Genomic DNA, 5,195 nt, shown 5'->3' with positions numbered 1-5,195 from the left:
TCGGGCGCGATCCAGCATCTGGCGGGCATGAAGGACTCCAAGGTGATCGTGGCGATCAACAAGGACGAGGAGGCGCCGATCTTCTCGGTGGCCGACTACGGCCTCGTGGCCGACCTGTTCACGGCCGTGCCGGAACTGGTCAAGGCGCTGTAGGCGCTCTCGCAGAAGGACGCACCATGAAGACCCGCATCACCGAACTGCTCGGCATCCGCTACCCCATCATCCAGGGCGGCATGCAATGGGTGGGCCTGGCGGAACTGGCCTCGGCGGTCTCCAACGCCGGGGGCCTCGGCATCCTGACCGCGCTCACGCAGCAGACGCCCGACGCGCTGCGGCGCGAGATCGAGCGCACGCGCGCCATGACCGACCGCCCCTTCGGCGTGAACCTCACGATCCTGCCCGCGATGAAGCCGCCGCCCTACGCCGAATACGTGCAGGCCATCCTCGACAGCGGCATCAAGATCGTGGAGACCGCGGGCAACAGCCCCCGGGACTTCATCGACCAGTTCAAGGCCCATGGCGTGAAGGTCGTGCACAAGTGCACCTCCGTGCGCCACGCGCTGTCGGCGGAGCGCAATGGCGTCGACGCGGTCTCGGTCGACGGCTTCGAGTGCGCGGGCCATCCTGGCGAGGACGACGTGCCGGGGCTGGTGCTGCTGCCGATCGCGGCGCGCGCGCTCAAGATTCCGATCATCGCCTCCGGCGGCATCGCCGACGGGCGCGGCATGGCCGCCGCGCTGGCGCTCGGCGCCGAGGGCATCAACATGGGCACGCGCTTCTGCGTGACGCAGGAAGCGCCCATCCACTACAACATCAAGCAGGCGCTGGTCGCGGCGTCCGAGCGCGACACCAAGCTGATGTTCCGCACGATGAAGAACACCGCGCGCGTGTTCAGGAACGCGATTTCGGAAGAGGTCGTGGCGACCGAGAACCGCCCGGGCGGCTGCCAGTTCGAGGACATCCGCCCCCTGGTGGCGGGCGTGCGCGGGCGCGCCGCGCTGGAATCCGGCGAAGTCAACGGCGGCGTGGTCTCGGCGGGCCAGTGCATCGGCCTGATCGACGACGTGCCGACCTGCGCCGACCTGCTCGACCGCATGGTCCGCGAGTGCCGCGAGCACCTCGACCGTTCGCGCGCCTACTTCGACTGAGGCCAGGGCCGGGGGCGCGGGGCCCGGCAGCTAAGGAAACCCCCGATAGCGAAATGGTCATGGATCGCTAGGATCCATGGCTGCTTCCCTGTCGAGGTGTACGGATCGCGTCCCGGCGTCCGCCCGGTGACACGACGTGGCCTCACCCTCCTGCTTCCCCCGATGACCTCTCCCTCCGAGTCCGGCCCCGTGCTGGACGCCGCCAGTCCCCTCCCCCCTGAAATCGAAGCCGCCGACGAACCGACCCGCGTCCCGCTCGCGATCGAGGACTGGGCCACCGTGCTCATCATGGGCCTCCTGGCCTGCATCACCTTCGCCAACGTGCTGGTGCGCTATTTCACCGACTCCTCCTTTGCCTGGACCGAGGAGTTCTCGGTCTTCCTCATGATCCTGCTGGCGCTGGTGGCGGGCTCCGCCGCGGTGGCGCGGGACCGCCACATCCGGATCGAGTACTTCGCCGAGAGCGGCAGCACGGCGCGGCGCAAGCGCCTGGCGCAGTTCGGTGCGCTCATGGTCGGTCTGCTGTTCCTGCTGATCGGCGCGCTCAGCATGCGCATGGTCTGGGACGACTACCGCTTCGAGGAAACCTCGCCCGGCATCGGCGTGCCGCAGTGGTGGTATTCGATCTGGCTTCCGGTCGTCTCCTTCGCGATCGCGCTGCGCGCCCTGGGCCTGTTCCTCCGTCGTGGTCGCAAGACCAACTACGGGGGCTCGGACCGATGATTCCCACGCTCCTGTTCGTCGCCTTCGTGGTGATGATGCTGGTCGGCGTGCCGATCGGCGCCGCGCTGGGCCTCGCCGGCGCGGCCTGCATCGCGCTCGCCAACAGCGACGCGCAGTGGTTCGGCCTGCTGGCCGTGCCGCAGAACTTCTATGCCGGCCTCGGCAAGTACCCGCTGCTCGCGATCCCGATGTTCGTGCTGGTCGGCTCGATCTTCGACCGCTCGGGCGTGGCGCTCAGGCTGGTCAACTTCGCGATCGCGATCGTCGGCCGCGGCCCCGGCATGCTGCCGCTGGTGGCGATCGTGGTGGCGATGTTCCTCGGCGGCATCTCGGGCTCGGGCCCGGCCAACGCCGCCGCCGTGGGCGCGGTGATGATCACCGCGATGTCGCGCGCGGGCTACCCGGCCGCCTACTCGGCCAGCGTGGTCGGCGCGGCGGCGGCCACCGACATCCTGATCCCGCCCTCGGTCGCCTTCATCGTCTACTCGGTGCTGGTGCCCGGTGCTTCCGTGCCGGCGCTGTTCGCCGCCGGCATGATCCCCGGCATCCTGGCCGGCGTGGCGCTGATCGTCCCGGCCGTGTGGCTGGCGCGCAAGAACAAGATGGGCGCGCTCGAATCCAGCCTGCCGCGCCCGGCCTTCTGGAAGAGCTTTCGCGACGCCATCTGGGGCCTGGCGGCGCCGGTGCTGATCCTCGGCGGCATGCGCGCCGGCCTGTTCACGCCGACCGAGGCGGCGGTGGTGGCGGTGTTCTACGGCCTGTTCGTCGGCATGGCGATCCACCGCACGATCAAGGTCCGCGACCTGTTCGTGATCCTGCGCGAATCGGGCGAGCTCTCGGCCGTGATCCTGCTGGTGGTGTCGCTGGCGGGCATCTTCGCCTACTCGCTCTCGACGCTCGGCGTGATCGATCCGGTCACGCGCGCGATCGTCAACTCGGGCCTGGGCGAATACGGCGTGCTGTCGCTGCTGATCCTCCTGCTGATCACGGTCGGCATGTTCCTCGACGGCGTCTCGATCTTCCTGATCTTCGTGCCGCTCTTGTGGCCGATCGTGCAGCACTACAAGTGGGACCCGGTCTGGTTCGGCGTCATCCTCACGCTCAAGGTTGCGCTCGGCCAGTTCACGCCGCCGCTGGCCGTCAACCTGATGGTGTCCTGCCGCATCGCCAATGTGCGCATGGAAGAGACCGTGCGCTGGGTCGGCTGGATGCTGTTCGCGATGTTCCTCGTGATGGTGGCGGTGATCGCCTGGCCGGAACTGGCGCTCTGGCTCCCACGCAAACTCGGCTACTGATTCTTCGATTTATTCCCAAGGAGACTGATCCATGAAATTCCGTCGTTCCCTGCTCGGCCTCCTGGCCGTCGCCGCCGCCTTGGGCGGCTTCTCGGTGGCCGCGCAAGCGCAGAGCTACAAGGCCGAATACAAGATGTCGCTGGTGCTGGGCCCGCCCACGCCGTGGGGCGAAGCCGGCCGGATCTGGGCCGACCTGGTGAAGGAGCGCACCCAGGGCCGCATCAACATCAAGCTGTACCCGGGCGTGTCGCTGATCCAGGGCGACCAGACGCGCGAGTTCAGCGCGCTGCGCCAGGGCGTGATCGACATGGCGGTCGGCTCGACCATCAACTGGTCGCCGCAGGTGAAGCAGCTGAACCTGTTCTCGCTGCCCTTCCTGATGCCCGACTATGCGGCGGTCGACGCACTGACCCAGGGCACGGTCGGCAAGGAAATCTTCCAGACCCTGGACAAGGCCGGCGTGGTGCCGCTCGCCTGGGGCGAGAACGGCTACCGCGAGATCACCAACTCCAAGCGCGCGATCAAGTCGCCCGAGGACTTGAAGGGCATGAAGATCCGCGTCGTCGGCTCGCCGATCTTCTCCGACATGTTCAGCACCCTGGGCGCCAACCCGACCCAGATGAGCTGGGCCGATGCGCAGCCCGCGCTCGCCAGCGGCGCGGTCGACGGCCAGGAGAACCCGCTGTTCCTGTTCACCGTGCTCAAGATGCACACCGTGGGCCAGAAGTTCGTCACCACCTGGGGCTACATGGCCGACCCGCTGGTGTTCGTGGTCAACAAGGAAGTCTGGGGCTCGTGGACCCCGGCCGACCAGGCGATCGTGCGCCAGGCCGCGGTCGACGCCGGCAAGCAGAACATCGCACTGGCCCGCAAGGGCCTGGTCGAGGCCGACAAGCCGGTGCTCAAGGACATCGCCGCGATGGGCGTGACCGTGACGCAACTGACCCCGGCCGAGCGCGAAGCCTTCGTCAAGGCCACCCGCCCGGTATACGCCAAGTGGACGCCGACGATCGGCAAGGAACTGGTCACGCAGGCCGAGCAGGCAATCGCGGCGCGGAAAAAGTAGCTCGCCCCCAGGTTGGGCTCACTGCGTGTAGCCCGCCCACCCCCTACCGGGGGCGCAGTCAGCGGCCCGGCGAAGCCGGTTCCGCGACTGCCCACGAACAGGCGCGCTGCGCGCAGCCGTAGATAGACCACAGCCGATTGCTTGGCCGGCGCAGCCCGGCCTGTTGGTGAAACACCGCGGAACCGGCTTCGCCGGGCCGCTGGTGTTGCCCCCGGTAGGGGGTGGGCGCCCGGACACGAAGTGCCGGGCAACCTGGGGGCGAGCCTAGTGCGCCAGGATCTTGTTCAAGAAATCCTTCGTCCGCGGCTGCCGGTTCTCCGGGTGGTTGAAGAACTCGTCCTTCGAGCAGTCCTCCAGGATGCGCCCGCCGACGTCGATGAAGATCACCCGGCTCGCCACCTTGCGCGCGAAGCCCATCTCGTGCGTGACCACCATCATGGTCATGCCTTCCTTGGCCAGCAGCACCATCACGTCGAGCACCTCGCCCACCATCTCGGGGTCCAGCGCCGAGGTCGGCTCGTCGAACAGCATCACGATCGGATCCATGCTCAGCGCGCGCGCGATCGCCACCCGCTGCTGCTGGCCGCCCGACAGTTGTCCCGGGAACTTGTCCTTGTGCGCCATCAGGCCCACCCGGTCGAGCATCTTCAGGCCGCGCGTCTTGGCTTCGTCGGCACTGCGCCCCAACACCTTGATCTGCGCGATCGTGAGGTTCTCGGTCACCGACAGGTGCGGGAACAGCTCGAAGTGCTGGAACACCATGCCCACCTTGGAGCGCAGCTTGGGCAGGTTGGTCTTGGGGTCGTGCAGCGGGATGCCGTTGACCGTGATCTCGCCCTTCTGGAAGGGCTCCAGCGCGTTCACGGTCTTGATCAGCGTCGACTTGCCCGAGCCGGAGGGCCCGCAGACCACGACCACGTCGCCCTTGGCGATGTCGACCGAGCAGTCGTTGAGCACCTGCAC

General features: G+C 67.9%; 5 protein-coding genes and 1 pseudogene. 5 read left to right on the top strand and 1 reads right to left on the bottom strand.

The genetic code is table 11. The annotated features are described in order from the left end of the window. The 5 genes and pseudogenes from AB4Z46_RS34975 to AB4Z46_RS34955 all read left to right on the top strand — a co-directional run. Window positions 1-153 (top strand): annotated as a pseudogene (locus AB4Z46_RS34975) (electron transfer flavoprotein subunit alpha/FixB family protein); the annotation flags it as partial. A gap of 23 nt (window positions 154-176) precedes the next feature. Beyond that, window positions 177-1,148 (top strand): NAD(P)H-dependent flavin oxidoreductase, encoded by a 972-nt coding sequence (locus tag AB4Z46_RS34970; RefSeq protein ID WP_442288147.1) that lies wholly within the window; start codon window positions 177-179, stop codon window positions 1,146-1,148. Between the two features lie 162 nt (window positions 1,149-1,310). Then, complete coding sequence (locus tag AB4Z46_RS34965; RefSeq protein WP_442288146.1) at window positions 1,311-1,871, top strand: TRAP transporter small permease; 561 nt, start codon at window positions 1,311-1,313, stop codon at window positions 1,869-1,871. Next, window positions 1,868-3,166 (top strand): TRAP transporter large permease, encoded by a 1,299-nt coding sequence (locus AB4Z46_RS34960; RefSeq protein WP_442288145.1) that lies wholly within the window; start codon window positions 1,868-1,870, stop codon window positions 3,164-3,166. The genes AB4Z46_RS34965 and AB4Z46_RS34960 overlap by 4 nt, the downstream gene beginning before the upstream one ends. Before the next feature lie 31 nt (window positions 3,167-3,197). Further along, window positions 3,198-4,232, top strand: a complete 1,035-nt coding sequence (locus tag AB4Z46_RS34955; protein WP_442288144.1) for a DctP family TRAP transporter solute-binding subunit — start codon at window positions 3,198-3,200, stop codon at window positions 4,230-4,232. Window positions 4,233-4,496: 264 nt separating this feature from the next. On the opposite strand, the gene AB4Z46_RS34950 is transcribed toward AB4Z46_RS34955, so the two are convergent. Further along, complete coding sequence (locus AB4Z46_RS34950) at window positions 4,497-5,195, bottom strand: amino acid ABC transporter ATP-binding protein (RefSeq protein ID WP_442288143.1); 699 nt, start codon at window positions 5,193-5,195, stop codon at window positions 4,497-4,499.

Origin of the sequence: Variovorax sp. M-6 (assembly GCF_052114385.1) — a bacterium.
Classification (GTDB): Bacteria; Pseudomonadota; Gammaproteobacteria; order Burkholderiales; family Burkholderiaceae_C; genus Variovorax.
This window is presented reverse-complemented; position numbering and strand designations above follow the sequence as displayed.